At 63.2% G+C, this 23,197-nt stretch carries 22 protein-coding genes; 12 read left to right on the forward strand and 10 right to left on the reverse strand.

What is annotated here, in order from left to right:
* Positions 1–193: 193 nt before the first annotated feature.
* Positions 194–826, reverse strand: coding sequence for a class I SAM-dependent DNA methyltransferase (locus LB558_RS13745; protein ID WP_224698044.1), 633 nt, complete (start codon positions 824–826; stop codon positions 194–196).
* Positions 827–921: 95 nt separating this feature from the next.
* On the opposite strand from LB558_RS13745, the gene LB558_RS13750 reads away from it, so the two are divergent.
* Complete coding sequence (locus tag LB558_RS13750; protein WP_224698045.1) at positions 922–1,824, forward strand: phosphotransferase family protein; 903 nt, start codon at positions 922–924, stop codon at positions 1,822–1,824.
* Between the two features lie 110 nt (positions 1,825–1,934).
* On the opposite strand, the gene LB558_RS13755 is transcribed toward LB558_RS13750, so the two are convergent.
* A complete protein-coding gene (locus tag LB558_RS13755; protein ID WP_127256435.1) occupies positions 1,935–2,858 on the reverse strand; it encodes a DMT family transporter in 924 nt (307 codons plus the stop codon).
* Between the two features lie 106 nt (positions 2,859–2,964).
* Entirely contained in the window at positions 2,965–4,245 is a 1,281-nt protein-coding gene (locus tag LB558_RS13760) for an amidohydrolase family protein (protein WP_224698046.1), read from the reverse strand.
* A 168-nt stretch (positions 4,246–4,413) separates the two neighbouring features.
* Between LB558_RS13760 and LB558_RS13765 the strand changes: the two genes are divergently transcribed.
* Positions 4,414–6,168, forward strand: a complete 1,755-nt coding sequence (locus LB558_RS13765) for an ABC transporter ATP-binding protein (protein ID WP_224698047.1) — start codon at positions 4,414–4,416, stop codon at positions 6,166–6,168.
* Between the two features lie 161 nt (positions 6,169–6,329).
* On the opposite strand, the gene ilvD is transcribed toward LB558_RS13765, so the two are convergent.
* Positions 6,330–8,174, reverse strand: coding sequence for a dihydroxy-acid dehydratase (gene ilvD, locus LB558_RS13770; protein ID WP_224698048.1), 1,845 nt, complete (start codon positions 8,172–8,174; stop codon positions 6,330–6,332).
* Positions 8,175–8,444: 270 nt separating this feature from the next.
* On the opposite strand from ilvD, the gene LB558_RS13775 reads away from it, so the two are divergent.
* The gene (locus LB558_RS13775) at positions 8,445–8,915 is read left to right on the forward strand and encodes a VOC family protein (RefSeq protein WP_224698049.1); all 471 of its coding nucleotides are present in this window, start codon (positions 8,445–8,447) and stop codon (positions 8,913–8,915) included.
* Between the two features lie 73 nt (positions 8,916–8,988).
* Here LB558_RS13775 and LB558_RS13780 read toward each other — a convergent pair whose 3' ends face one another.
* Positions 8,989–10,581 carry a peptide chain release factor 3 gene (locus LB558_RS13780; protein WP_224698050.1) on the reverse strand — a complete coding sequence of 531 codons (1,593 nt, stop codon included), beginning with the start codon at positions 10,579–10,581 and terminating at the stop codon, positions 8,989–8,991.
* A 233-nt stretch (positions 10,582–10,814) separates the two neighbouring features.
* Between LB558_RS13780 and LB558_RS13785 the strand changes: the two genes are divergently transcribed.
* The gene (locus tag LB558_RS13785; protein ID WP_224698051.1) at positions 10,815–11,888 is read left to right on the forward strand and encodes an NAD(P)/FAD-dependent oxidoreductase; all 1,074 of its coding nucleotides are present in this window, start codon (positions 10,815–10,817) and stop codon (positions 11,886–11,888) included.
* Here LB558_RS13785 and LB558_RS13790 read toward each other — a convergent pair.
* From LB558_RS13790 to LB558_RS13800, 3 genes are all read right to left on the reverse strand, one after another.
* A complete protein-coding gene (locus LB558_RS13790; protein WP_224698052.1) occupies positions 11,882–13,255 on the reverse strand; it encodes an amidase in 1,374 nt (457 codons plus the stop codon). The genes LB558_RS13785 and LB558_RS13790 overlap by 7 nt on opposite strands.
* Positions 13,256–13,419: 164 nt before the next feature.
* Entirely contained in the window at positions 13,420–14,220 is an 801-nt protein-coding gene (locus LB558_RS13795; RefSeq protein ID WP_224698053.1) for a class II glutamine amidotransferase, read from the reverse strand.
* Positions 14,221–14,234: 14 nt separating this feature from the next.
* A complete protein-coding gene (locus LB558_RS13800) occupies positions 14,235–14,483 on the reverse strand; it encodes a DUF6356 family protein (RefSeq protein ID WP_224698054.1) in 249 nt (82 codons plus the stop codon).
* Between the two features lie 115 nt (positions 14,484–14,598).
* Here LB558_RS13800 and LB558_RS13805 point away from each other — a divergent pair, with 115 nt between their 5' ends.
* From LB558_RS13805 to LB558_RS13830, 6 genes are all read left to right on the forward strand, one after another.
* The gene (locus tag LB558_RS13805) at positions 14,599–15,069 is read left to right on the forward strand and encodes an Lrp/AsnC family transcriptional regulator (protein WP_224698055.1); all 471 of its coding nucleotides are present in this window, start codon (positions 14,599–14,601) and stop codon (positions 15,067–15,069) included.
* A gap of 227 nt (positions 15,070–15,296) precedes the next feature.
* Positions 15,297–15,782 carry a dUTP diphosphatase gene (dut, locus tag LB558_RS13810; RefSeq protein WP_224698056.1) on the forward strand — a complete coding sequence of 162 codons (486 nt, stop codon included), beginning with the start codon at positions 15,297–15,299 and terminating at the stop codon, positions 15,780–15,782.
* Positions 15,782–16,444, forward strand: a complete 663-nt coding sequence (locus tag LB558_RS13815; protein ID WP_224698057.1) for an HAD family hydrolase — start codon at positions 15,782–15,784, stop codon at positions 16,442–16,444. The genes dut and LB558_RS13815 overlap by 1 nt, the downstream gene beginning before the upstream one ends.
* 70 nt (positions 16,445–16,514) lie before the next feature.
* Entirely contained in the window at positions 16,515–17,369 is an 855-nt protein-coding gene (locus tag LB558_RS13820) for a hypothetical protein (protein ID WP_224698058.1), read from the forward strand.
* Positions 17,370–17,449: 80 nt separating this feature from the next.
* Positions 17,450–18,253: an isocitrate lyase/PEP mutase family protein gene (locus tag LB558_RS13825; protein WP_224698059.1), complete on the forward strand. Its 804-nt coding sequence runs from the start codon at positions 17,450–17,452 to the stop codon at positions 18,251–18,253.
* The gene (locus tag LB558_RS13830; protein WP_224698060.1) at positions 18,250–19,248 is read left to right on the forward strand and encodes a proline racemase family protein; all 999 of its coding nucleotides are present in this window, start codon (positions 18,250–18,252) and stop codon (positions 19,246–19,248) included. The genes LB558_RS13825 and LB558_RS13830 overlap by 4 nt, the downstream gene beginning before the upstream one ends.
* 8 nt (positions 19,249–19,256) lie before the next feature.
* On the opposite strand, the gene LB558_RS13835 is transcribed toward LB558_RS13830, so the two are convergent.
* Together LB558_RS13835 and LB558_RS13840 are read right to left on the reverse strand one after the other, a co-directional pair.
* Positions 19,257–19,967 carry a sulfate transporter family protein gene (locus LB558_RS13835; RefSeq protein ID WP_224698061.1) on the reverse strand — a complete coding sequence of 237 codons (711 nt, stop codon included), beginning with the start codon at positions 19,965–19,967 and terminating at the stop codon, positions 19,257–19,259.
* Positions 19,968–20,058: 91 nt separating this feature from the next.
* Positions 20,059–20,943, reverse strand: coding sequence for an EamA family transporter (locus tag LB558_RS13840; RefSeq protein ID WP_224698062.1), 885 nt, complete (start codon positions 20,941–20,943; stop codon positions 20,059–20,061).
* Positions 20,944–21,221: 278 nt separating this feature from the next.
* On the opposite strand from LB558_RS13840, the gene LB558_RS13845 reads away from it, so the two are divergent.
* Both LB558_RS13845 and LB558_RS13850 read left to right on the forward strand, forming a co-directional pair.
* On the forward strand, positions 21,222–22,214 hold the full coding sequence (locus tag LB558_RS13845) for an adenosine kinase (protein WP_224698063.1): 993 nt from the start codon (positions 21,222–21,224) through the stop codon (positions 22,212–22,214).
* Positions 22,215–22,489: 275 nt separating this feature from the next.
* A complete protein-coding gene (locus LB558_RS13850) occupies positions 22,490–23,191 on the forward strand; it encodes an antitoxin Xre/MbcA/ParS toxin-binding domain-containing protein (RefSeq protein WP_224698064.1) in 702 nt (233 codons plus the stop codon).
* Positions 23,192–23,197 lie beyond the last annotated feature (6 nt).

Genomic DNA, 23,197 nt, shown 5'->3' on the forward strand with positions numbered 1-23,197 from the left:
CGCCGCCTGCGGGTGGTGAAGGCCCGCAGGCGGCAACCCACTTTGGCCCCGAAACGATGAAAAGTCATAAGACAAGCATTTCACCGTTTCACGGAAACGGCGAGCTGCTCTAACTCTTTGTTTTGACGCAATTCCCAAGGGAAAACGCTATGCGTTTTCCCGGGAAAACCGCTTCACACTTTCCTAGAATGCTCTAGTTTACGCGCAAAGCGAGACCGCGGCTGGGCACGGTGTCGGCTTCGCCAGGCATGGAGACGTAAGGGCGCGTTTCCTCGACGCGGGTGACGAGGCCTTGCGCCTCGAGCTCAGCGATGCGCGTTGCAAAGCCCTGATTCCACAGCGTGTTCTTGACCGTCAGCACGATGATGCCGCCCGGCCGGCAGATGCGGATCAGTTCGTCCAGCCCCTCGATGCCGACGTGGCCCGATGTGAAGACGCCGGCCGAGATCACTCCGGCATAAAGATCATCGGCAAAGGGCAGATGACCCCCCAGCGCCAGGCAATGCAGCGCCGAATAGACACCCTTGCGTGCCGCCTGGGCCAGCATGCCTTCAGAAATATCGAGTGCCTCGACCTGGGGATAGCCGGCAATGTTCAACCATTCGCCGATCAGTCCGGTGCCTGCCCCGGCATCGAGCAGCGGTGCGGCGCCGCGCGGCAAATGGCGGGCCAACAGGGCAAGGCAGATCGTCGGATGGCGGTAGCCGGCGGCCGACATGTCGGCGTCATAGGTTTCCGACCAGCGATCATAGAGTGCCGCCACCTCTTCGGGTCGCTTCGCCGCATAAGCAGCGCCGAGCGCGCCATGATGTTTGCTGTCCGCCACTTTTGTCCTGTCCCTTGGGTCTCACAGGGATGATAGCCAAAGCGCGAAAATTGTGGAACCGTCGCTGCGACAAATAACAGCGTGGGGGCGCAGGCATGGTGACAGACGAGGCGCGTGCGGCACTGGACGCCATTCCCATGCTGGCCGGCTACGACGGGCCGCTCGAACGGCTCGGCGGCCTTACCAATCTGGTCTTCAAGGCCGGCGAATTATGCCTGCGCATTCCCGGCAAGGGCACCGAGGAATACATCAACCGGGCCAACGAAGCGGTGGCAGCGCGCGAAGCGGCAAAAGCAGGGGTCAGTCCCGAGGTGCTGCATTTCGACGGCAGGACCGGCGTGATGGTGACACGCTTCATCGCCGGGGCCGAGACGATGTCGCCGGAGAAGTTCAAGATGCGACGGGGCAGTCCCGCGCGCGCCGGCGAAGCCTTTAGCAAGTTGCACACTTCCGGCGCGGTGTTTCCATTCCGCTTCGAATTGTTTGCGATGATCGACGACTATCTCAAGATATTGTCGACCAAGGACGTTGCCCTTCCTGCCGGCTATCATGACGTGGTGCGCAACGCTGAGACAGTGCGGTCGGCGCTGGCCGCCCATCCGCTGCCTCTCGTTGCCTGTCATTGCGACCCGCTGTGCGAGAATTTTCTCGATACGGGCGAGCGGATGTGGATCGTCGACTGGGAATATTCGGGCATGAATGATCCGCTCTGGGACCTTGGCGACCTCTCCGTGGAAGGCAAATTCGACACGGCGCAGGATGAAGAGATGATGCGCACCTATTTCGGCGGCGAAGCGAGGCCGGCAGAGCGCGGCCGCATCGTCATCTACAAGGCAATGTGCGATCTGTTGTGGACGCTGTGGGGACTGATCCAGCTCGCCAACAACAATCCAGTCGATGATTTTCGCGCTTATGCCGATGGCCGTTTCGCGGGCTGCAAGGCGCTGATGGAGACGTCCGAGTTTTCACGGCATCTGGCGGCGATCCGCCGGGGGTGAGCCTGGACTAAAGCGCGTCACGTTTGAACGGATTCAGGCGACGCGCTTTAGATCTCTGTTTTTATGCATGTCGTTCTCCCAAAACCGAGGTCACTTTTAGGCCACATGCATTAATTCACGCCCTTCGGAACGTTTTCGGGCGGCACCGTGGTCTCGACCACTTTCTGGCGGTGGAAGATGAACAGGCCGGCGAGAACGACGATGGCCGAGCCGATCAGGATGCGCGGACCGGGAACGTCGCCGAAGAACACCAGCCCGAAGACTACCGCCCACAGCAGCAGCGTGTAGTGCAGCGGCGCCAGCGTCGAGGCCGGCGCCAGCTTGAGCGCCCTGGTGATCATCAGATGCGCGCCGCAGGAGACTATGCCGAGCAGCAGCATGGCGCCGAGATCGAGCGCCGACGGCGTCTGCCAGGCGCCGATGCTCAGCACGCCGCCGACCAGCAGTGTGCCGATGGTCTGCCATGTCACCAGATTGGTGTCGCTGGTGCCGCGCAGCCGGCGGTTGAGGATGATGGCGAAGGCGAAGGAGATACTGCCCACCAGCGCAAAGCCAGATGACAGCGAGAACGCCGCCGAGGACGGTTTCAGCATGATCAGCACACCGCAGAAGCCGAGCAGGATCGCCATCCAGCGGCGCCAGCCGACCTTTTCGCCGAGCAAGAGGTGCGAGAGTGCCGCGACGTAGATTGGCCCGGCCATGTAGAAACTCATCACATCGGCAAGCGGCAGATAGACTACGGCGGCATAGAAGAGCGCGGTGTCGAGCGTGGTCATCACCACCCGCAGCAGCTGCAGCTCCAGGCGTTCCATGCGAAACAGCTTGGCCGGGCCCTGGTTGGCGATCATCGGGCCGAGCACGAAGAAAGCGCCAATAGAGCGGATCAGCACCACCTGGCCGACGGAGAAGCTGGCGACCAGCCATTTGCCCATGGCGTCGTTCAGCGCAAACAGGAAGTCGCCGGCCAGCATCAGCAGAATGCCAGCCAAAAGCACATTCCTGATCGTTGAATTCTGCGCCACGGGCTGCGTCATGCCGATCCCGATTCCTCCCTGGTAAGCCGCGTCGTAGACGGAAGTGGCTGCTTTGACGAGGAGAATTCGGGCAATGGGTAAGACCAGCGCCGGGAATCGGCTGTATCTAGCTGGATATGTGCCGCCGGTTCACCATTCCCGGCCTTCCGTCGATGGACAGCCTGGTTTCCTGCTTCGTCCGCTCCGCCAGCACCTTGCCCCTGGCGATGACGCACAGGCGCTCGGCGCGCAGCCGCAGGGCTTCGACCGGATTGCCGGCATCGAGGACGACCAGGCTGGCGCGCTTGCCGACCGCCAGGCCGAGATGATCGAGGCCCATGATCGCGGCATTGACGTTGGTAACCATGTCGAAGCAGCGCGCCATCTCGGCCGGGCTCGACATCTGGGCGACGTGCAGACCCATGAAGGCGACATCGAGCATGTCGGCGGTGCCCAGCGAATACCAGGGATCGAGCACGCAATCCTGGCCCCAGCCGACGCGAATGCCGAGCGCCAGCATTTCCTTGACCCGAGTCAGGCCGCGGCGCTTCGGGAAGGTGTCGTGGCGGCCCTGCAGCATGATGTTGATCAGCGGATTGGGAATGACCGAGACGCCCGCCTCGGCGATCAGCGGCAGCAGCTTCGAGACATAGTAATTGTCCATCGAATGCATCGAGGTGAGGTGCGAACCGGCGACCTTGCCCTGCAGGCCAAGGCGCTGCGTTTCATAGGCAAGCTGCTCGATATGGCGCGACAGCGGATCATCGGTCTCGTCGCAATGCAGGTCGACCATCAGGCCGCGTTTGGCCGCGATCTCGCACAGTTCCGTTACCGAGCGCGTGCCGTCGGCCATGGTGCGCTCGAAATGCGGAATGCCGCCGACAATGTCGACGCCCATGTCCAAGGCGCGGATGGTGTTCTCCCGCGCCGTCGGCGAGCGATAAAACCCGTCCTGCGGGAAGGCGACCAGTTGCAGGTCGATATAGGGAGCGACCGTCTTCTTGACCTCGAGCAGCGCCTCGACCGCCAGCAAGCGGTCATCGCAGACGTCGACATGGGTGCGGATGGCGAGCAGGCCCATCGACACCGCCCAGTCGCAATAGGCCAATGCGCGATCACGCACCGCCTCATGCGTCAAAAGCGGCTTCAACTCGCCCCACAGCGAAATCCCTTCGAGCAGCGTACCCGACGCGTTGATGCGCGGAATGCCGTAGGAGAGCGTCGCGTCCATGTGGAAATGCGGATCGACGAAGGGCGGCGAGACCAGATTGCCACGGGCGTCGACTTCGGTCCGCGCGGATCCCGGCAGAGTGGGTTCGATCGCCGCGATCGTCTCACCGCTGATGCCGATGTCAGCAACCCTGCCATCAGGCAGTGTGCCGCCGCGAACGATAAGGTCGAAATCCATATGTCGTCATCCCGTCAAAGAATCATCTGATATAGCCGAGGCTGAAAATCGCATCTCGTCGATGCCGCTTGCAACAGCGGTTTGTCCGCGGCGGCCGCGGATAGTTCCATCCGGCCGCAACTCCTTCTATAAGCCGCCTTCGTTGTCCCGGTTTCAAGGATCCGCCATTTGTTTCGTTTCTTCCGCTCGACGGAAAACCAGCGCCTCGTGGCGAGGTTGATCCGGGAATCCTTTTACCAGCACAGGTTTGGCTACGGCGCCGCGATCTTGTCGATGCTTGTGGTGGCCGCCACGACCGGCGCCAGTGCCTGGATTCTCAAAGAGATCACCGACGAATTCGTGGTCTTCAAGCGGATTGACCGCGTCAACCTGATTGCGGCGGGGGTTGCCACGATCTTCATCCTCAAGGGCCTCGCCAACTTCATCCAGGCCTATTTCATGAGCCGGGTCGGCAACGCCATCATCGCCGACCGCCAGCGCAAGATCTACGACCGCATCCTGGCGCAAGGCATCGAATTCTACCATTCGACCTCGTCGTCCGACCTGATCACACGCATGACCAACAATGCGCAGGCGGCGCGCAACGTACTCGACCTCGTTGTCACGTCCTATGTGCGCGACCTGTTGTCGCTGGTTGTCCTGGTAGGGGTCATGGTCTGGCAGCAGCCAGCCTTGTCCATAATCTGCTTTGTCGTCGGCCCCTTGGCTATCTACGGGGTCAACCGCATCCTCAAACGTGTTCGCAAATTCGCCGCGATGGAGTTTCGCTCGGTCGGCCAGATCGTGCAGGTGATGCAGGAAACGGCAATCGGCGTGCGCGTCGTCAAATCCTTCAACCTCGAAGGCGCAATGCGCAACCGCATGTACAAGGCCGTATCGGACGTCGAGAACCGGGCCAACAACATCGCGACACTGGAGGCTGCGACAAGCCCGGTGATGGAGACGCTGGCCGGGCTGGCAATTGCCGGGGCCATCTTCGTCAGCGGCTTCCTGGTCTTGCAGGGCGGCCAGATGCCGGGAAACATCATGGCCTTCATCGGGGCACTCCTGTTTGCCTATGAGCCGGCAAAGCGCCTTGCGCGCGTGCGCATATCGCTGGAAAGCGGCATTGTCGGCGTGCGCATGATGTTCGAGCTCGCCGACCAGCCGCTGACTCTGGTCGAGAAGCCGGACGCGAAGCCGCTTCTGGCCGGACCGGGCGAGATCCGGTTCGACGCCGTCGACTTCGCTTATCAGAATGGGCCGCCGGTGCTGGACAGGTTCGATCTGACGCTTGCGCCCGGCAAGATGACGGCGCTGGTCGGGCCTTCCGGCGGCGGCAAGTCGACGATTCTGAACCTGATCATGCGCATGTATGACCCGAAGGGTGGCAAGGTGCTGTTCGATGGTCAGGATATTTCCCATGCGACGCTCGCATCGCTGCGCGAAAAGATCGCCTATGTCAGCCAGGATACGTTCCTGTTTGCCGGCACTATCATGCACAACATCCGGCTTGGGCGCGAGGGTGCGACCGACGAAGAGGTGATCGCCGCCGCCAAGGCGGCCAACGCCCATGACTTCATCAGCGCGCAGGCGAAAGGCTACGAGACGGATGTCGGCGAGAATGGCGGCCTGCTGTCCGGCGGCCAGCGCCAACGGATCTCGATCGCACGCGCCATGCTGCGCAATGCCGAGGTCCTGCTGCTGGACGAAGCGACCAGCGCGCTCGATGCCGAATCGGAAGCGCTGTTCCGCGACGCGCTGCAGCAATTGACGAAAGGCCGCACGACGATCGTCATCGCGCACCGTCTGTCGACCGTGCACCAAGCCGACACGATCGTGGTGCTCGAAGCCGGCAAGGTGGTGGAAAGCGGCCCGCACAAGACCTTGCTCAAGCAGGGCGGGCTCTATCAGAAGCTTTATGAGTATCAGTTGATGCCGTGATGGTGTCCCGGATGTCGGAGCCAGGCCCCCTCATCCGGCCCTTCGGGCCACCTTCTCCCCGAGGGGAGAAGAGATCGCCAACGCCCGCGCGCCAGCCTCTTCTCCCCAGCGGGGAGAAGGTGGCCGCGTAGCGGCCGGATGAGGGGGCTTTGGCGTCAACCTTACTCCGGCACAAACCTCACCGCGCCCTTGGCCGCGCTGGTCGCCATGGCGGCATAGGCGCGCAAGGCGGTCGTCACCTTGCGCTTGCGCTTTTCCTCCGGCTTCCAGGCCAGGGCGCCCTTGGCCTCCATCGCCGCCCGGCGCGCAGCGAGTTCCGCCTCATCGACAGCCAGGCGGATGCTGCGGTTCGGGATGTCGATCTCGATCGTATCGCCCTCCTGCACCAGCCCGATCAGCCCGCCTTCGGCGGCTTCCGGCGACGCATGGCCGATGGACAGGCCCGACGTGCCGCCGGAGAAGCGGCCGTCGGTGACCAGAGCGCAGGCCTTGCCGAGGCCTTTCGACTTCAGATAGCTGGTCGGATAAAGCATTTCCTGCATGCCGGGGCCCCCGCGCGGTCCTTCATAGCGGATGACGACGACATCGCCGGCCTTGATCTCGTTCGACAGGATCGCCTTGACGCTGGAATCCTGGCTTTCAAAGACGCGCGCCGGGCCGGTGAACTTCAGGATCGATTCATCGACGCCAGCCGTCTTCACGATGCAGCCGTCGAGCGCCAGATTGCCTTTCAACACAGCAAGGCCGCCATCCTTGGAAAAGGGATGTTCGACTGACCGGATAACGCCTTTCTCGCGGTCGAGATCGAGCTCGTCCCAGCGGCGGTCCTGGCTGAAGGCGACCTGTGTCGGCACGCCGCCAGGGGCGGCGAGGAAGAAATCGCGCACACTCTGGCTGGTCGTGCGGGAAATATCCCAATGGTCGAGCGCTTCGCCCAGGGTTGACGTATGCACCGTCGGCAGGTCGCGGTTGAGCAGGCCGGCATTGTCGAGCTGGCCGAGGATGGCCATGATGCCGCCGGCGCGGTGGACGTCTTCCATGTGGACGTCGGACTTGGCCGGAGCAACCTTGCACAGCACCGGCACCTTGCGCGACAGCGCGTCGATGTCGTCCTGATCGAAATCGATCTCGCCCTCATGCGCGGCAGCCAGGATGTGAAGCACGGTGTTGGTCGAGCCGCCCATGGCGATGTCGAGCGTCATGGCGTTCTCAAAGGCGCCCTTGGAGGCGATGTTGCGCGGCAGCGCGGTTTCGTCGTCCTGCTCGTAATAGCGCTGGGCGAGATCGACGATCAAGTGACCGGCCTCGACGAACAGCCGCTTGCGGTCGGCGTGGGTAGCCAGCGTCGAGCCGTTGCCGGGCAGCGACAGGCCAAGCGCCTCGGTCAGGCAATTCATCGAATTGGCGGTGAACATGCCTGAGCAGGAGCCGCAGGTTGGGCAGGCCGAACGTTCGATGACCTTGACGTCCTCATCGGAGATCCTGTCGTCGGCGGCCGCGACCATGGCATCGACCAGGTCGAGCGCCTGCGTCTTGCCGGCCAGCACCACCTTGCCGGCCTCCATAGGGCCGCCGGAAACGAAGACGGTCGGGATGTTGAGGCGCAACGAGGCCATCAGCATGCCGGGCGTGATCTTGTCGCAATTGGAGATGCAGACCATGGCGTCGGCACAGTGAGCGTTGACCATGTATTCGACCGAATCGGCGATCAATTCGCGCGACGGCAGCGAATAGAGCATGCCGTCATGACCCATGGCGATGCCGTCATCGACGGCGATGGTGTTGAATTCCTTGGCAACGCCGCCGGCCTTCTCGATCTCGCGCGCCACCAGCTGGCCGAGATCCTTGAGGTGAACGTGGCCCGGCACGAATTGGGTGAAGGAGTTGACCACCGCGATGATCGGCTTGCCGAAATCCGAGTCCTTCATGCCGGTGGCGCGCCAGAGGCCGCGGGCGCCGGCCATGTTGCGGCCATGGGTGGTGGTGCGGGAGCGATAGGCTGGCATGTTTTTTCCTTGGTGGCTGGCCGCAGCCCAGGAATGGCGCGGCGAAGCTGAGTTCGGACCGCAGGCGTTATAGACGCGCAAGCCCGGTCTGGCCACAATTTTGCAATGCGCCAGATTCCTCGAAAAAATCAGATATTCCAAAAATATTGCACCCTGGTGTCGGATTGCGTGCCGCACGGCCGTCCTTAGGCACACGGCATGGAAATGGCACCATTCGCGGAGTCAGCCGTTTCGCCGTAACCGCAACCAAACCAACCCGAGGAGCACGACATGCAAAAGATCACCACCTGCCTGTGGTTCGACGGCCAGGCCGAAGAGGCCATGAACTTCTACGTCTCCATCTTCAAGAATTCGAAGGTGCTGAGCGTGATGCGCTGGCCCAAAGGCTACGCCGATGAAGGCAAGGTGCTGGTGACCACGTTCGAACTCGACGGCGTGCAGTTCCAGGCGCTCAACGGCGGACCGCAGTTCAAGCACACTGAGGCCATGTCGCAGTCGATCGACTGCAAGACGCAGGAAGAGGTGGATTACTTCTGGGACAAGCTCATCGAAGGTGGCGGCCAACCGTCGCAATGCAGCTGGCTGAAGGACAAGTTCGGCGTCTCCTGGCAGGTTGTGCCGGAGCAGCTGCCGCGCCTGCTTCTGGATCCGGACCGGGCCAAGGCCGGCCGCGTGATGTCCGCGATGATGCAGATGAGCAAGATCGACATTGCCAAGATCGAGGAAGCCGCTAGAGGATAGTAGAGGGTCGCGCCGTCCCTCATCCGCCCTTCGGGCACCTTCTCCCCGTGAATGGGAGAAGGAAAACTGGCGCCTACACCGCTCTGTCGCGGACCTGATAGTCTTTGATCGTGGCAAACTTGATCGCCTTCCAGCGTTCTGCTTCGTAGTTCAGCGAAAAGGCGTGCTGGGCGAGGAACACCGGATCGTTGTCGAGATCGCGGGCGATGTCGCCGCGGTGGGCTTCGATGAAGCGCTGCACTTCCGTCTTGTCGTCGGCCGAGATCCAGCGGCAGACCGAAAAACGCGACATCTCGAATTCGACCGGCAGCGTGTATTCGAAGTTCAGCCGCTCCTTCAGCACGTCGAGCTGCAGCGCACCGACGACGCCGACGATGGCTGGCGAGCCGTCTTCGGGCGAAAACAGCTGCACGACGCCCTCCTCGGCCATCTGGTGCAGCGCCTCCTTCAGCTTCTTGGCCTTCATCGCATCACCGAGGCGCACACGACGCAGGATTTCCGGGGCGAAGTTCGGCACGCCGCCGAACAGGATTTCCTCGCCCTCGGTCAGCGTGTCGCCGATGCGCAGCGTGCCGTGGTTGGGGATGCCGACGACGTCGCCGGCAAAGGCCTCGTCGGCGGTGACGCGGGTGCGGGCGAAGAAGAATTGCGGCGCAGACAGGCTCATCGGCTTGCCGGTGCGCACCAGCTTGGCCTTCATGCCGCGCTCGAGCTTGCCCGAGCAGACGCGGACGAAGGCGATGCGGTCGCGGTGGTTGGGATCCATGTTGGCCTGGATCTTGAAAACGAAGGACGTCATCTTCTCCTCGGTCGCCTCGACCTTGCGGGTGTCGGCCTCCTGCGCGCGCGGCGGCGGTCCAAAGGCGCCAAGCGCCTCGATCAGGTCGCGGACGCCATAGTTGCGCAGCGCCGAGCCGAAATAGACCGGTGTCAGGTGGCCTTCACGAAAAGCGTCGATGTCGAGCGGCCGGCAGGCTCCGCGCGCCAGGTCCAGCTCCTCGATGAAGGCCTCGCGTTCGTTTTCAGGCAACAGGCCGGCGACGCGGTTGGAATCAGGACCGTTGACCGGCGTGCGCTCCTTCTCATCATCGCCCCTGCGCACGGCGTTCAGCGCCAGATGATAGGTACCGGAAAAGGTCTTTCCCCGGCCGATCGGCCAGGTGATCGGCGCGGTGTCGAGCGCCAGTTTCTGCTCGATCTCGTCGAGGATCTCGAACGGGTCGCGGCTTTCGCGGTCCATCTTGTTGACGAAGGTGATGATCGGGATGTCGCGCAGCCGGCAAACCTCGAACAGCTTCAGCGTGCGCGGCTCGATGCCCTTGGCGGCGTCGATGACCATGACGGCCGAGTCGACCGCCGACAGCGTGCGGTAAGTGTCGTCGGCGAAATCCTCGTGGCCGGGCGTGTCGAGCAGGTTGAAGACATTGCCCTCATACTCGAAGGTCATCACCGAAGTGACGACCGAGATGCCGCGCTCGCGCTCGATCTTCATCCAGTCGGACCGCGTCTGGATCTTGTCCTTCTTGGCCTTGACCTCGCCGGCAAGCTGGATGGCGCCACCGAACAGCAGCAGCTTTTCGGTGAGCGTGGTCTTGCCGGCGTCCGGGTGCGCGATGATCGCGAAGGTGCGGCGGCGCGCCACTTCTTCTTCTATTGTTTCGGGCATTCTCTGGGATTCCGTATGACAGGCCGGGCTTCTAGCAGCGCAGTGCCGGCCTGTCGACCGGTCCGGCGGCTCGGAAGCTGCTGATCGCCGCCTCGCCGTCAGAGCGTACAGCTCAGTCGTGCTGTGGCTCAGGCCAGTGCATTGCCGCATATTTGCGCTGCGCGATGTTGGCAAGCGGCTGCCGGGATGGCACTGGATGAACATCCTCGGGATGGCGAGGCAGAGGAGCAAGCATGACTGCGGCGAAACACGTGATCGTCATCGGCACCGGCATCATCGGCGCCTCCATCGCCTGGCATCTGAGCAGAGCGGGTGCGCAAGTGACGGTGATTGCCGACAGTGCTGCCGGCGGGGTGGCGACGCCAAATTCGTTCGCCTGGATCAATGCCAGCTGGGGCAATCCGGCGCCCTATTTCCGGCTGCGCACCCGCGCGATGGCCGAATGGACGCGGCTGGCGCGGGACCTGCCCGACCTGCCGCTGAGCTGGTGCGGCGGCCTGTGCTGGGATTTACCGGCGGCCGACATGGAAACCTACGCCACGGAACATTCCGCCTGGGGTTATGGCATCGAGCGCGTCGACCGCGCTGGTGCCGCGCGCATCGAGCCCAATCTCGCCGAGCTTCCGGATTTTGCCCTGTATGTCGCCGAAGAAGGTGTCGCAGAGCCCGTGGCCGCCGCCCGTGCTCTATTGGCAGAAGCGGAGCGAGATGGCGCGAAGATCATCTCCAGCACGGTGACGGCCCTGGTCCAGACCGGCGGCAGGATCACCGGTGTCGACACATCGCACGGATTGATTGCATCAGACGAGGTGGTGGTCGCGGCCGGCGTCGGCTCGCCGGAGATCGCCGCGACCGCCGGGATCAAGCTGCCGATCGAAACGCCGCCCGGCCTGATCGTCCATTCGCGGCCTTACAAGAAGTTGCTCAACGGCCTGATTCTGGCCAAGCGGCTGCACATGCGCCAGACGGCGGAAGGCCGCATCATCGCCGGCTCGGATTTTGGCGGCGCGGATCCGGGCATGGATGCCGAGGCCACCGCCCACGCGCTGTTTGCGGCCATGAAAGCCATGCTGCGCGACAGCGAGGGGCTGGAACTCGATTTCTATACGGTCGGCTATCGGCCGACGCCGATCGACGGCTTTCCGATCATCGGCCGCGCAGAAGGCATGGATGGTGTCTACGTCGCCGTCATGCATTCCGGCATCACGCTGGCGCCGGCCGTCGGCCTGTTCGCCACAAGGGAAATTCTCGACGGCGAGCGCGACACCTTACTTGCCCCTTATGGATTGTCGCGCTTCGCTCAATAGGCGGGCGGACGGCGAAAGCCGCCGGTGAGTGGTTCGATTGCCTTGGCGATGCCGAGCAGCTGTGACTCCAACCAGCGCTTGCCGACCAGTTGCAGGCCGATCGGCAGGCCGGCGCTGTCCTGTCCGCATGGAATGGAAAGGGCTGGATGGCCGCTGTAGTTGAAGACAGCGCCATAGGCCGGCAGCATCCAGTAGCTCTGCTCCTTGCTGTCGACATTGATCGGCGTGCCCGGCTCGCAATGCGGGAAAGCGGTGGTCATGGCGACCGGGCAGAGCAGTGCGTCATGGTCCTCGAAGAACCGATCCCAGGCGAGCATGGATTTGTCGCGGCGGGCGAGCGCCTCGAACCAGCGCGAAACCGGTGTCGATTCCTCCGGCGGCTCCGGCCGAGCGGCCTCCATCATCATCCCGATCAGCGCGCCGCCCTGCTCCAGATCGTCGTGCAGATCGAGTTTTGGCAGTTTTGCTTCTTCGACGACGGCGCCGGCGCCTTGCAGATGCCTTGCGAGACTTTCGACTGCGGCAGAGATGTCGCCGGCCACCGGAAAGCCGGGAAAGGACGGCGCGAAGGCGATGCGCAGTGTCCTGGGGTCGAGCTTGGGCATGTCCTCGACCGGCACCGGCGCAAGATCGGTGTCGCGCCCGTCCGGGCCGCCGATGATTTGGTAGATCAGCGCCAAATCTGCCACACTGCGCGCCAACGGCCCGAGGCAGGACACCAGCCGCACGCTGCGCGCGGCACCGCCCGGATCGGGGAAGGCGCCGGCCAGCGAGACACGATGTTCCGTCGGCTTCAGGCCATAAACACCGCAAAAGGCGGCCGGCAAGCGGATCGAGTCCTGCATGTCGGTGCCGACGTCGAACGGCGTCATTCCCGAGCAAAGCGCAGCTGCGGCACCGCCGCTGGAGCCGCCGGCGGTGCGCTCGAGATTCCATGGATTGTTGGTACGGCCGAACAGCGGATTGTTCGACTGCCAGTCCGAAAGCATGGTCGCGACATTGGTCTTGGCCATCAGAACGCCGCCGGCCGTTTTCAGTCTGAGGACGACCGGGCTGTCCTGTTTGGCGACATAGTCGGCAAAGGGCGGGAAGCCTACAGTGGTCCTCATGCCTGACGTTTCGTGCGTGTCCTTCAGCGTGAACGGCACGCCATGCAGAGGCCCAAGTGCGGCGCCGCGCGCCTGGGCGGCGTCGGCCTTTTTGGCGCGCTCGTGAGCCCCTTCGCTGTCGAGCGAAATGACGGCATTGACGGCCTCGTTGTGCGCGTCGATCTGGGCCAGATGCGCGTCGAGTGCTTCGACAGCGGAGATTTTTCGCTTGGCGATGGCGGCGGCCAGTTCGACGGTTGAGGACAAGGCGATGTCCATGAGGAATGCTCCGGCTTGGCCGCGCGTGTCCATGAAGATGGCGGACTACGGCGAGACTTCAAGCGAAGTTGAGCATTCGAGGATTGGCCGCGTTTGATCGAAATTGTGCCGATAGTCTGTTGAGGTCGGCGCTGGCCCGCGACGCTACCAGTTGGCGAAGAAACCTACCCGACCAGAGCCAGCTTCGCCGCCGCTGGAGCAAACGGGCGAATGCTGATGCTATCGCCGGTGATCGTGACAAAACTCGCCGGCGGGATCGCTTGCCAGTCGCCGCCCTCGCGGTCAAACGGTTCGGAAACGATGCAGCGGCCGCCGCCCTTGCGCAGGATAGAAGTATAGAGCGTCGGGGCATGGGCGTCGGTGGCGTAGCGCACCGCATGCAGCGCCTGGCCATCCGAGAAGGCGGCGGTCAGCTTCAGCGCCGGTTCGAGGCCGGCGCGGCGCGAGGCTTCGAGCACGCGGCTGGTGGCGCGGGAGACGGCGCCTTGCGGATCGGTGGCCAATCCCTCGTCGATCATCAGCAGGAAGAACAGTTCGGAATCGGTGGTGCCTTCGCGGTGGTCGAAGACCGCGTCGGAGAGCGAGTTCTCCAGCGCGCGGCGGATCTTCTCGAAACCGCCGATCTGGCCGTTGTGCATGAACGACCAGTTGCCGGAGATGAACGGGTGGCAGTTCATGCGGCTGGTGGCGCCGCCGGTCGACGCCCGCACATGGGCAAGGAACAGGCCGGATTTGATCTGCCTGCACAGGCTTTTCAGATTGGGATCAGACCAGGCCGGCAGGATATCGCGATAGAGACCCGGCTCCGGGCGGGCGCCATACCAGGCAAGACCGAAGCCGTCGCCATTGGTCGGCGATTTCGCTTCCTGGGCACAATGGCTCTGGGCGATCAGCGAGTGACAGGGCGCCGTGAGGATGTCTTCGAGGAAGACCGCTTCACCGAGATAGGCCGCCCACCGGCACATCGCTGCTTCCGTTCCTAAGCGCGATCGGGAAGGGCCTTGGGCTCCTTGACCGCGTGTGTGCCTCTGTTGTGCGTCCGCTCGTAAAGCTCGCGAACGATTCGGCTGGCGGTAGTTTCAAACAGAAACGGCAAGAAAGCATGAACGAGGGCGGCACCGGCAGCCATCAACAGGCGTGACGAAAACCAGGCGGCAAAGCCCATGTGGCTGAAATAGGTTTCGCCGGCCTTGGCCGGATGAGAGGTGAAAATCTTTGCGACCGACATGCTGGTTCCCCTTCAGCGCTTCAAGTTCTTGATATGAGTATCCTGACACGCTTCGCCGGTTCATCGGTCTCAAAATGTCCTTGTATTTTGGTGATCTATGGGACAACTATCCCACATGGCGCCGGAAATTGATGAAATCGACCGAAAATTGCTCGCCGAATTGCAACGCGACGGCACGCTGTCGGTCGACCAGCTGTCGGAACGGGTGGCGCTGTCGCGCAATGCCTGCTGGCGGCGGGTGAAGCGGCTGGAAGAGGCTGGTGTCATCACCGGCAGGGTGGCGCTGGTCGATGCTGAAAAGCTCGGGCTTGGCCTTTCCGTCTTCATCCTGATCCGCACGTCCAACCATGATCCAGAGTGGCTGCAGAAGTTCCGGGCGGCGGTGACCGGCTTCCCCGAGATCATCGGCGTCTACCGCATGTCCGGCGACCTCGATTATGTCTTGCGCGCCCGCGTCGCCGACGTGAAGGCCTATGACCGGCTCTACCAGCGGCTGATTGCCAAGGTGTCGCTGTCGGATGTTTCCGCGTCGTTCGTGATGGAGGAAATCAAGGAGACTACGGTCGTTCCGATGGAACTGCGTTGAGGTATGTTGATATTCAGGTGATGCCGGCCTGCAAACGGCGGTTTTCTGCGCTTCCGGTGCTCACGTACTTAAGTACGCTCCGCTCCGGTTCTCGAAACCCACCGTTTTCGGTCGGCCTGACCTGAATCTCGACATACCTCAGGTCACAGTGCCGCCCAAAAGAAAGCCGTTGATAGGCTTGCGGTCGAGTTGACCGAATCGTCGTTCGCGCCGATAGGATCGATTTTATGCGCGCAGCCATCCAAAATTCCTCCGTCATCGGTCCGACTGTCGGCTTCGTAAGGTTGCCGCATGCGGAAGGACTCCCCCTTCCTGCCTATGAAAGCACCGGCGCGGCCGGCATGGATCTGCGCGCGGCGGTGCCCGACGATCGGCCGCTGCTGATCCTGCCGGGAAAACGCGCTCTGGTGCCGACGGGGCTTATCCTGGAAATTCCGGAAGGCATGGAAGGCCAGGTCCGACCGCGCTCGGGCCTTGCTTTCAAACATGGCCTTACCGTTTTGAACACGCCCGGCACGATCGACAGCGACTATCGTGGCGAGGTCAAGGTGCTGCTGATCAATCTCGGCGACGAGGACTTTGCCGTGACGCGCGGCATGCGCATCGCCCAGATCGTGTTCGCCGCGGTGACGCAGGCGGGCGTGGAAGAGCGCAACCTGGCCGGCGGCACGGCGCGTGGCGCGGGCGGGTTCGGATCGACCGGCACCGCCTGATGCCTGAACTGCCTAAACTTGTCATCTTCGACTGCGACGGGATCCTGGTCGATACCGAGAACCTGGCCAATCGGCGCCTCGCCGAATGGCTGACCGCTGCCGGCTATCCGACAAGCTTCGAATATTGCCGCAAGAATTTCTCCGGCCGCAGCATGGCGTCGGTGCAGAAAGAGATCGAGGAAGAGACCAGCGTCAGGCTCGGCGTCGATTTCGTCGATCGCTGGAATGCCGGCCTGCCGGACCTGTTCGCCCATGGCGTCGAGGCCATCCCTTACGTCCGCGAGTTTGTCGAAGCCGTACGTTCCGCCGGCATCGCCTATTGCGTCGCCACCTCGGCCAGGGTGTCGAAGATGCACATCACGCTTGGCCAGACCGGGCTGTTGCCGCTGTTCGAACACGCGATGTTTTCCTCGACCATGGTCGCGCGCGGCAAGCCGTTTCCGGACCTGTTCCTGCATGCTGCGAAAACCATGGGCTTTGCGCCCGCCGACTGCATCGTCATCGAGGACAGCGTCGCCGGCACGCAGGCCGGCATCGCCGCCGGCATGCGGGTGTTTTCCTATCACGGAGATCCCTATTCCGACCGCGACGGCCTGATCCAGGCAGGCGGCATCCTGTTCGACGACATGCGCGAACTGGCCGGGCTGGTGCCTATCCACTGAGCTGGCTGACGGACTGGACGGGTTGGAAGGCTGTGCTACGTTCCGCACGCCCGACAGCCTGAGGCGACCCATGCCGACGAACCTGCTTCGCTTCATCCTCGCCGTGATGCTACTGCCATTGCTGTGGACCGCAGCCGGCGCGCAAGACGCCAGCCTTCCGGAACTCGGCAGCCCACTGCCCGGCCAAAAAGACATCACCTATCTCGACCTCGCCAGGATGGTCATTCCTGACCTCACCGCCGACAAGAATGGCTTTTACAGGGGCGGGTTGCCGATCGAGATGCGCCATATCGAGGCACCCGACAGCGGCGGCTCGCCGCCCGAAACCTCAGGCTTTTCCAATGCCTCCGTGCTTGCCATCAAGGCGGGAGGCAAGGACCGCCTGACCATGCTGTTCGATCTCGGCGATTCCTCAGACAGCGCCGAAGGGTATGCGGTGCTAGCGCTCTACGACATTACGGGCAAACCAAGGCTGCTCGACGCCGCCAATGTCGCCCTCGACCGCAGCACCTATTTCCGCGAACCCGGCAAGCTCGGCATCGGCGCCAATGATGATATACTCATGATCGAGAGTTCGCATTCCAATTCAAACCAGAACTATATGATCGTCCCGCTGATTATGGTTGCCAGGGACAAGTTGAAGCTGATCGACATCATCTATTTGTTCGACGAGCACGTGTGTGCCTATAGCCGGACGCAGGACATTGCCTTTAAAGCCATCGCAGAGGGCCGGCGCCATGCGGGAATCAAGGCAACGGTGACCGATGCCACCGTAGTGGATGACGAAAGCTGCGATGACCAGCCGCCCAAGCCTGAATCTCACGACATCTCCGTCACCTATCACTGGGACAAGAAGACATCGCGCTACGCCAAGGATTCCGACGCGCTGGACAAATTGGCAGGAGAGAACGCCAAACGCTTCTGAACCAACCGCATTCGTTTGCCGGGCCAAATGGGGCAGGATAAAATCCACTTAGCCACACCGCATATGATGGGGGAACTACCATGGACAAGGGCAAGATTTTTCGCGACCTGCATGCCTCGACCTTCGTCATGCCCAATCCCTGGGATGTCGGCACGACGAAGCTGCTCGGCTCGTTCGGCTTCACGGCACTGGCGACGACCAGCGCCGGCTTTGCCTTTTCGCGCGGTCTGCCGGACGGCGCGGTGACCTTCGACCAGATGATCCACCATTGCCGCGAGGTGACAGCGGCGACCAGCCTGCCGGTCTCGGCCGACCTCGAGAAAGGCAAGGGCGACAGCGCCGAGCAGGCCGCTGAAACCGTCTTCGCGGCCGAAGCGGCCGGTCTTGCCGGCTGCTCGATCGAAGACCACACCGGCGATCGGGACAAGCCGATCTATGATTTTGCGCACGCCGTCGAGCGCGTTGCGGCAGCTGTGGAGGCCGCGCGCGCGCTCAAGCGCGATTTCGTCTTCACCGCGCGGGCCGAGAATTTTCTGTTGGGCAAATCCGACCTCGACGATACGATCAAGCGGCTGCAGGCGTTCGAGAAGGCCGGCGCCGACGTGCTCTATGCGCCAGGCATCGGCAACGTCGAGATGATCCGCACGCTCTGCTCGGCGGTCAGCAAGCCGGTCAATGTCATGGCGGTACCAGGCTTCACCATCGCCGATCTCGCCATGGCCGGCGTCAAGCGGATTTCACTCGGGCCGTGGCTGACCAATTTCGCCTATGGCATGCTGGAAACGGCGGCGCGCGAGATCCAGCAGGACGGCACCTTCGGCTTCACCCGCGCCGCCATGCCGTTCGGCAAATTGCAGGCCCTCTTCACGAAGCCAGTCGCATGACGCTGACCGTCGTCGACATGCATACCGGCGGCGAGCCGCTCCGGATCGTCACCGGCGGCTATCCGGATATCCCGAAGGGCACGATCCTGGAAAAGCGCGCCTATGTGCGCGACCATCTCGATCATCTCAGGAAAATCCTGATGTTCGAGCCGCGCGGCCATTACGACATGTATGGCGCCTTGCTGGTAGAGCCGGACCTGGCCGGCGCCGATCTCGCCGTGCTGTTCATGCACAATGAGGGTTATTCGACCATGTGCGGCCACGCCATCGTCGCGCTCGGCCGCTATGCCATTGACGAGGGGCTGGTGGCGAAACAGGAGCCAATCACGACCGTCAAGATCGAGGCGCCGTGCGGGCTGGTCGTCGCCTCGGTCGAGGTCAGGGACGGCAAGGCCGGCGCGGTCTCGTTCGAAAGCGTGCCGGCCTTCCTGTTCGCCGGCGGCCAGACGATAGAGCTGGGGGGCCATGGCACGATCGGCTTCGACGTCGCCTATGGCGGAGCTTTCTACGCGCTGGCCGATTGCCACCAATTCGGGCTCGAATTCGGCAGCAGTCGGGTGCGCGATTTCGTCGATGCGGCGACCGCGCTGACCAACAGGCTCAAGGCCGAGTTGCGGCTGTCGCATCCCGACCATGCCGACCTTGCATTCCTCTACGGCACCATCCTGACCGATGGCCGCGATACGTTTTCCGCCGAGGTGACCAAGAACATCTGCGTCTTCGCCGAAGCGGAGGTTGACCGCTCGCCGACCGGCTCCGGCGTCACCGCACGGCTGGCGGCCATGCATGCCAAGGGCGAGATCGCGATCGGACAGACGCGCACGTTCGAAAGCATTGCCGGCTCGCGTTTTTCGGGAGCCGTGGTGCGGACGGCGAAGGCTGGCCCGCACGGGGCGATCATCGCCCGCGTCGGCGGCCGCGCCTATTATAGCGGCCGGGCGGAGTTTATCGTCGAAGCAGACGACGAGCTCGGACGCGGGTTCCTGTTGCGCTGACGAAATGCTCATCCGCGTGAGCGGCGAGCCACTTCCCGCGCCGAGATCGCCTTGTGCAGATGCACCATCATGGCAGCGGCGAACAGCGGCGTCAGCAGGTTAAGCAACGGCACGGCGAGGAAAGCCGCGATAACCAGCCCGGCGAGAAACACTGTGCCGGCATACTGCCTGCGCAAGGCCCTGGCCTCGTCTTCCCCGCGAAAGCGCATGGCGGCGAATTCGAAGAACTCGCGCCCGAGCAGATAGCCGTTGACGATGAAGAAGGCGGCTATGTTGATCCCCGGCACCAGGAGAAGCAGCAGCGCGACTATGTTGCCGAGAATGACGACGCCGAGGAATCGCGCCGACAGCACCAGCGAGCGCAGCGCCGGCATGGCGCGGCCGGTCGGATCGCCGGGATAGTCGGTGCGCTCGGCCACTTCGGCGATATCGTCGAGGAACAGGCCGGCGACAACAGCCGTCACCGGCGCGATGAGCAACGCCATGCCGAAGGCAAGCGCTATCGCCGCGATGATGCCGCCGAGCCAGCCGGCCCAGGACGGCATGCCGGGCAACAGCGTCTGCAGCCACGGCAGCGCCAGCCACTCGACGAGGCTGGTCAAGCCGAACCACAGAGCCACCAGCGCCAGCACAGTCAAGCCCAGCGTCTTGACGAACACGGCCCGAAAAGGAGGCGAAAACAGCTCGAGGGCCGCAGTGCGGGCAGCGTCGAAAATCACAGTGCTTTACCCCCAGGTCACCAGACACCGTCGAAAAGGCGGACGCTTCCGAGATAAGCAGAGCAGGGCATGAGCACAAGCGGGCTGGCGTTTACCCCGCAAATGCCGGCTTTCGAATCGGGATGGTCATGGCGGCGACCCCGGCCACGACAAAACCCATGCCCAGCCATGCCGTCGAGCCCAGGCTTTCGCCGAGGAAGAGAGCGCCGATGCCGACGCCGATCGGCACGCGCAGATAGGCCTGCGAGGTGGTGCCGACCGAACCCAGCGTGTGGATGAGGCGGAAATAGATGACGAAGGCCAGCGCGGTGGAAAAGACCGACAGGCCGAGCAGGGCCAGGATCGATGCGGTCGAGGGCGCTAGCGTCCATGGGTGGTCGAACACCAGACTGAGGGGTACGAGGATGACGGCGCCGCATAGCATCGAACCGGCGGCCGGCAGCATCGGATCGAGGCCTTTGAAACCGCGGCCGAAAATGGCGGCCCCGGCATAGCAGACCGTTGCGGCGACGATTGCCAATTGCGCCCACAATTCATGACCGAGGCCACCCAGCGCCTGCGTGCCGATAATGAGGCAGATGCCGGCAATGCCGGCGCCCACACCGATCAGTTTGCGCAAGGTGACCGGCTCGTGGCGGGTGATGAGCGCGGTCAAGAGGAAGGTGAAGATCGGCGAGGTCGCATTCAGGATGGTGGCGAGGCCGGCATCGACCGAACGTTCCGCCCCGGCGATCAGGGTGAACGGGATGACGCTGTTGAGACAGGCCTGGAAAGCGAAGCGGCGCCAGCTTGCTGCATCGCCCGGCATGGCAAGCCCGCGCCAGCGGATGATGGCGAACAGGATGCCACCGGCGATCAGGGTGCGGGCCGCAATGAAGGTTACCGGCGGGATCGTCTCGACGCCGATCTTGATGAAGGTGTAGGAGGCGCCCCAGAGCACCGCCAGCAAGGCGAGCAGCGCCAGGTCGGTGGTCATGTCGTTTTTTGCAGTCTCGTTCTTTGTCGACATGCTCTTTGTAGACATTGGGGGCTGGCTCGCCTTCGAAACGGGATCGTCTGAGCCTGCCTTGTAGACGGTGCGGTGATGAAATGCTTCGGCCACGGTCGAATTGTCATAGCGCCTCGCGGCTGAGGCGCCTTTGCCTGTTCCGCCAAAGTTGCGTGTCACGCCCTAGGCAAACCGGTTTCAAATCGCTAGACCCGCGCCCGGCCGACATGGCAAGAAGCCGGCTCGGGTTTTTGGCGGAGATTTTGATGCCGGATTATGACGTGCTTTGCATCGGCAATGCCATTGTCGACATCATCGCCCAGTGCGACGAGGAATTCCTCGAGACCAACGGCATCATCAAGGGCGCGATGAACCTCATCGACACACAACGCGCCGAACTGCTCTACAGCCGCATGGGACCGGCGATCGAAGCCTCCGGCGGCAGCGCCGGCAACACGGCGGCCGGCGTCGCCAGCTTCGGCGGCCGTGCCGCCTTCTTCGGCAAGGTCTCCAACGATGCGCTGGGCGAAATCTACGCCCACGACATCCATGCGCAGGGCGTCGCCTTCGACACCTCGCCGCTCAAGGGCGAGCCGCCGACGGCGCGCTCGATGATCTTCGTCACGCCCGACGGCGAGCGCTCGATGAACACCTATCTCGGCGCCTGTGTCGAGCTTGGCCCTGACGACGTCGAGGCCGACAAGGCCTCTGGCGCCAAGGTCACCTATTTCGAGGGCTATCTGTGGGACCCGCCGCGCGCCAAGGAGGCGATCCGGCAGACGGCGAAGCTGGCGCACGCGGCAGGCCGGGAAGTGTCGATGACATTATCGGATTCGTTCTGCGTCGACCGCTACCGCGACGAATTCCTCGACCTGATGCGTTCGGGCACGGTCGATATCGTCTTTGCCAACAGCCATGAGATCAAGTCGCTCTACCAGACGTCGTCGTTCGACGAGGCGCTGGCGCAGATCCGCAAGGATTGCCGGATCGCCGCCGTGACCCGCTCGGAAAAAGGCTCGGTGATCGTGCGCGGCGACGAGACGGTGGTCATCAAGGCGACCGCCATCAAGGAACTGGTCGACACGACGGGCGCTGGCGATCTCTATGCCGCCGGCTTCCTGCATGGCTACACGCAAGGCCGCGACCTGCAGACCTGCGGCGACCTTGGCTCACTGGCGGCCGGATTGGTGATCCAGCAGATCGGCCCCAGGCCGCGGCAGAATCTGCGCCGCGAGGCTGAGCAGGCGGGGTTGCTTTAGGGACAACTGCCGATCTCCCCACAAGTGGGGAGATCGGCAGCTTCGCCGTTCGCTTCTCACCGTCGCGCGGCTGTCACACATCGCACCTACACGCAATCTGGGCGTCCCGCGACTGACATTTCGGGGCGCCCTTAGTCAGTTGGGGTGTCAAGAAATGCTAGACAGCATGCTGTCGGGTGGCCGGATTCGTTGCCGCCGCGATTTCCGTTTTCCGCACTAGAAATTCAACAATCGGCCGCAACTGGGGGGAGAGCGCGCGGCCAGAAGACAGATGCATGAACAGACTTCAGACAACCGGTCTCAGACAGGACGACTTCGCGGAGATGGTCGCGGAGGACGTCGAACGGGCGCTTGCCCACTATGACGAGGCCATCAACAAGGCCACCATGGTCTCGGTCGGCAAAATCGCCGGCAGCATAGCGTCGGCCGTCACCTTGCTGTCGCCGAAGCACCAGCGCGCCATCGACACCATCCATGCCGACCTTCCCGGCCTGGCATCGAAATTCGTGCGCGCGCTGGCGGCGGAAGCCGCGCGCCGCAGCGAAGCCGGTATTGCCGGCGTGGCAAATCCGCCGACGACCCCGTTGGCCGATGTCGAGCCTCCTTCGCTGCCAAAGTCGGACGATCTCGAATCGATGCTGATCGAGGACTGGGCGGGCCGCGTCGCCGGCTCGACCTATCTGGAAGAGCATTTGCGCATCGCCCGCTCGACCCTGCACCGTTGGCAGAGACGGGGTGAGGTCATCGCGTTGCGCAAGGGCGGTCGCAAACATGTCTTCCCGCTGGCGCAATTCGTCGACGGCCGGCCGGTTGCAGGCATTCGCGGCGTGCTGTCGCTGATCACCAATCCAAGGCTCGCATGGCTGTGGCTGACGCGTCCCTCGGCGCAGCTCGACGGCCGCGTTCCCATCGACCTGCTCCGGCAGGATCGGGTCGGTGAGGTCGTCGAGGCGGCGCGTGCGTTCGCGCCGGACTGAGCGCCT

The organism is Mesorhizobium sp. CO1-1-8 (assembly GCF_020164875.1).
Lineage (GTDB): Bacteria > Pseudomonadota > Alphaproteobacteria > Rhizobiales > Rhizobiaceae > Mesorhizobium.